Origin of the sequence: Streptomyces sp. PA03-6a (assembly GCF_033792765.1) — a bacterium.
In the GTDB taxonomy this organism is placed as follows: Bacteria; Actinomycetota; Actinomycetes; order Streptomycetales; family Streptomycetaceae; genus Actinacidiphila.
Map to the genome: position 1 here is coordinate 1 of NZ_JARAVK010000438.1, position 4,347 is coordinate 4,347.

At 59.5% G+C, this 4,347-nt stretch carries 4 protein-coding genes; all 4 read left to right on the plus strand.

Translation table 11 applies throughout. The annotated features are described in order from the left end of the window. The first annotated feature begins 447 nt into the window (after nt 1-447). The gene (locus PV350_RS44925) at nt 448-771 is read left to right on the plus strand and encodes a hypothetical protein (RefSeq protein WP_500339103.1); all 324 of its coding nucleotides are present in this window, start codon (nt 448-450) and stop codon (nt 769-771) included. 2 nt (nt 772-773) lie between these two features. Next, a complete protein-coding gene (locus PV350_RS44930) occupies nt 774-2,873 on the plus strand; it encodes a WXG100 family type VII secretion target (RefSeq protein ID WP_500339104.1) in 2,100 nt (699 codons plus the stop codon). A 217-nt stretch (nt 2,874-3,090) separates the two neighbouring features. Further along, the gene (locus PV350_RS44935; protein WP_500339105.1) at nt 3,091-3,423 is read left to right on the plus strand and encodes a hypothetical protein; all 333 of its coding nucleotides are present in this window, start codon (nt 3,091-3,093) and stop codon (nt 3,421-3,423) included. Further along, nucleotides 3,420-4,347: IS1380 family transposase (locus tag PV350_RS44940; RefSeq protein WP_500339106.1), on the plus strand; the 928-nt coding region annotated here is incomplete at its 3' end. The genes PV350_RS44935 and PV350_RS44940, both read left to right, overlap by 4 nt.

The window sequence follows — 4,347 nt, forward strand, 5'->3', positions numbered from 1 at the left end:
TAGGTAACCAACGAGGCTTCCCGGCAGAAGAGTTGAGACGTCAGACATCTCGCTCAACCGCCGAGGAGCCTCGTCCGTTCTGCACGGGTCGCCGACCAGTCGGCCGTCACCCGATCGGTGGCCCCGCTGAAAGGGCTCAATCTGTTACCGGCCAAGACCCAGATCGTGCACATGTCGGACGGGTTCGAAACTTTCGGAACGCACCCGTACAGAACGCCAAAATATACATTTACCATCCGTAGAGTCTGCCCTGAGGTGTAACAGAGATTTAATAAAAAGTGGAAAGATTGAGGCTAGGATCTGTCGTCACGAGAGCTTCGTGCCGGTCGGGATCAAAAGCGCCGCGATTCGAGAGGTTTATAGGCTTTCAACCTGCTGGCCCAGACCTACCGAGAGCGCCGCATGCGAGCGATGACCGGACCTTAGCACTGGAGAGGAGTCCCGCGCATGAGTCACGAGTTTTCTGTTCAGACAGATGATTTGCGGAGGCTGGCAAAGGTTTTCCATGCTGCATCTAGTGCTCTCGAAGCTTCAGGGCGCGACCTGAGTTCCGGCTCTACCGTCAACGAGTCAGTTTTCGGGCAAGGCTCGGCGGGTCGTTCGGCGAAGGACGCATACGTAAGCACCAGAGATCAGATGGCGGAAGTTTTCGGCCAACTGGCGGCTCTGTCAGCACAGACAGGTGCCACTCTCACGAATAGCGCCCAGATGTACGAAGCGGTTGAGGATGTAAATAGCACGCTAGCGCATCGCCTCAAGCAGCAGATCTGAATATGGATATAAATGAGGCTATTGCCGAATGGCTCACTACTATCTTTCGTGAGATAGGTGATCCGACGGGGCTGGGTGACCATGCCGAAGCGCTCCGAGTGCAGGCCAATCAAGTTAGGGCTGTGCATACACAAATCGCTGCAGAAGTGGAATCCAGCTCGTGGTCAGGGCTCGATTCCCAGGCGTTCGGATCAGCTTGGCAACAGCATGCCAATGCTGCTGAAGATACAGCCGCTATCTTGTACGCATCCTCACAACAGATCGACCAGCACGCGGAACGCAGCTGGAAAATCGTTAAGGAGATCATCGGAATTGCTCTCGAAATCCTTGAGATATTGGCTGCCGGCCTGGCCTTGAGCTGGATTCTGGCAGGTATCATGGATTTCATTTGGGTGCGCCTGGCACCTCTAATCGAGCAAATTCTTGGACTTGTCGCCCGATTCCGAGCAATGCTCGCGCGTTTTGCCGAGGCGGTCGCAGAGGCAGGTAGGGCGGTAGGGCAAATAGGCGAAAAGGTTGGAGTACTGCTGGGTAGAGGCATTGAAAAAGTTGTACTGGAACTTCCCGATAACGCACGGGCCTTTGCCGGATTTTACCTGGCTGAGGCAGTTCCGCCAGCAATGAGTGGTCGGTCTGTGAACTGGAAGGATAATGCGTGGCAAACCGCAATCTTCTTCGGGGTGGACATCGGGCACAATCTAATAGAAGCTGGACTGGAAGCCACTAAAATTGGAAAGAGCATTAGGGGGGGTATTGAGGGAACGCCAAGGCGAGGCGATAGTGAGTCAGATTTTGTCTCGGAAGCCTCGACAGAAACAGGGAATTTGGCTGTTCGAGGCAATCCTGGTACCAGGCATAATTCGATTGACTACTCTAGCCATTCCCTCCCCATGGAGCGGCGCAATGAAGGCCACTCCGATGGGGCCGATCATGCTGTGAAGAGTGATTCTCTCGATGGCTCTGGTCAGGTCCGTCGCAACGAACATGGGGATCGTGACTCCGCATGGCGGTTGGAACAGGAAGTGGATGCCAAAACGCAAGGAGGCGCGGGTAGGCCTGATGCAGGCGCCATAAGCCTTCCCCCGGCGTCGAGACGTAGTACCATGCGACTGGTGTCGGAGCCGGCTGCTGTGGGCAAGCATTCCGAATCGGCCAGGCCAGAGTCACCCAGGTCCGTTGTTTCTACGAATGACACAATTGACAGTCTCAAGATTTCAGAGACTCCGCACAAATCCCCTGGAGCAAGTGTGCGGGAAGCTTCTGGTAGTGAATCTAAAAAGGTTACTCGCTCGGCATTTCTCGACCACGAGGTGGCGCCTCCGAGGTCTCTCGACGGCGAGTCCGTCGCAAGTCAGACCCCCACGCCCAGCATCATCGGTGAACACCATCTACCTGCACTCCCACACCAAGCGCGTGATCTAGAGCCTGCTCCTACCGTGCCGCAAATTTCGACGTCTTCTCCAGGACCAAATCCCGAAATGGTTCCCTCTGGGGAGGTTTCGCCCGTGATGCACTCACCCGATACTACCCTACAATTCCTCTCGGAAAGCTCAACACCCGCTCACGTTCATGAGACACATGCTGGGGTCGTGCCCTATGGCGCACGCGAGAGCGGCACAAGTCTTGTGGAGACATCGCCGCCGCTTCACACGTCGGTATCAGCTAGCAAGCTCTCAGATCACTTGAACGATCAGGCCGCGGCAGAGCGCGCTGCAATGCATAAGGGATTCGAGCCTAAAACTGGACGCCAATCACTTTATGCAGGACTTAAAGAGGGCTTCAACATTTTCCTCGGAAATGTTGAAACCAATGCCATAGTCGCACATATAAATCACAAAGAAAGGAATGGTGAAGCATATGCGCTCGAACTTCTGGGTGGATTTCTTGGCGGCTTGCGGCAAGGGCTTTTTCATGGCCTTTCCGTAGGTGAAAGATTTGGATATCGAAACGAGCTTCCGGATTCGCCGTCAGTTATGCGCTGGCTAGCATCAACGCCCCTCAGTTGGTCCTACTATGGAATGTACCTTACCGGTAAAGAGGCTATTCTCCACGGTATATCAGGAGAGATGACTCCGACACAGATCGAGCCGTACAACAAATGAGCGCCGAGATGTCTCTCCCCTCGTAGCGTGGAGTCCGTGATTGCAGGGGAAGTTGGGGTTCATGGGGTCCAAGCAACGGACGTGCACGCCTGAGCCCGGATCCACCGGCTTGATATCTGTGGACAGTTCCTCGGGGGAACGAAGAAGTGCCTTGTGACCTGCGATGATGGGGTTTATTCAGGACCACATCAGGCACGATCAGCAAGGCACTTCCCAGATGCAATCTTCCCATGCCGCGGGGGCGGTCTCCTCCGCGTTCGACGACCCGAACCTGATCGCGTACGGCGGCCTAGAGCCGGTGGTGCGGTTGGCCGAGCAGTGCGGTCTGCCCGCGCTGGTCGGGGAGTACGTGCGTCTGCCGGCCTCCAAGGACGGCACCGGTGCCTTCCCCGCGGCGAAGACGATGTCGCTGGTGGGCGGCATGATCGCGGGCGCCGACAGCATCGACGACATGCACCGGCTACGGCACGGCGCGATGGGCCGCCTGTTCTCCGGGGTGCGGGCCCCGTCCACGCTGGGGTCGTTCCTGCGTTCACGCACGGGCATGTGAAGCAACTGCACGCCGTGGCCCGCCGGTTCCTTCCCGAACTGGCCCGTCACGCCCCGCTGCTGCCCGGCGCGGACCAGGCCGCCTACGTGGACATCGACGACGCCATCCGCCGCACCTACGGCTACGCCAAGCAGGGTGCCGGCTACGGATACAGCAAGGTCAAGGGCCTGAACGCGCTGCTCGGCATCGTCTCCACACCCCTGGCCGCCCCGGTGATCGCCGCCACCAGGCTGCGCAAGGGACTGTCGAACTCCGCGCGCGGCGCGGCAGCGTTCGTCGCCGAGACCCTCCGCACGGCCCGCGCCTGCGGCGCCAGCGGCCTGCTGGTGATGCGCGCGGACTCCGCGTTCTACGGCGCCGATGTCGTCAACTCCTGCCGGGCGCTGGGCGCGCGGTTCTCCATCACCGTGCGGATGAACACCTCCGTCAAGGCCGCCATCGCGGCCATCGACGAGGACGCTTGGACGCCGATCAAGTACCCCAAGGCGGTCTGGGACGAGGAGGGCCAGTGCTGGATCTCCGACGCCGAGATAGCCGAGACCACCTACACCGCCTTCACCTCCAAGCCGAAGAAACAGCAGGCCACCGCCCGTCTGATCGTGCGACGCGTCAAACGCCTGACCGCCGACGCTGTCCCCGCCGGGCAGGGCGCGCTGTTCGACACGTGGCGCTACCACGCCGCGTTCACCGACTCCCCGCTCTCCTTGCACGACGCCGAGCGTGACCACCGGCGGCACGCCGTCGTCGAACAGGTGATCGCGGATGTCAAGAACAGCGCCTTCACCCACGCGCCGTCCGGGCACTTTCAGGCCAATGCCGCGTGGCTCGCGCTGGCAGCCCTGGCGCACAACCTGACCCGCGCCGCCGGCGCCCTGGCCGGCCCGTTCCACGCCAGAGCGACCACCGCCACCATCCGCGACCACC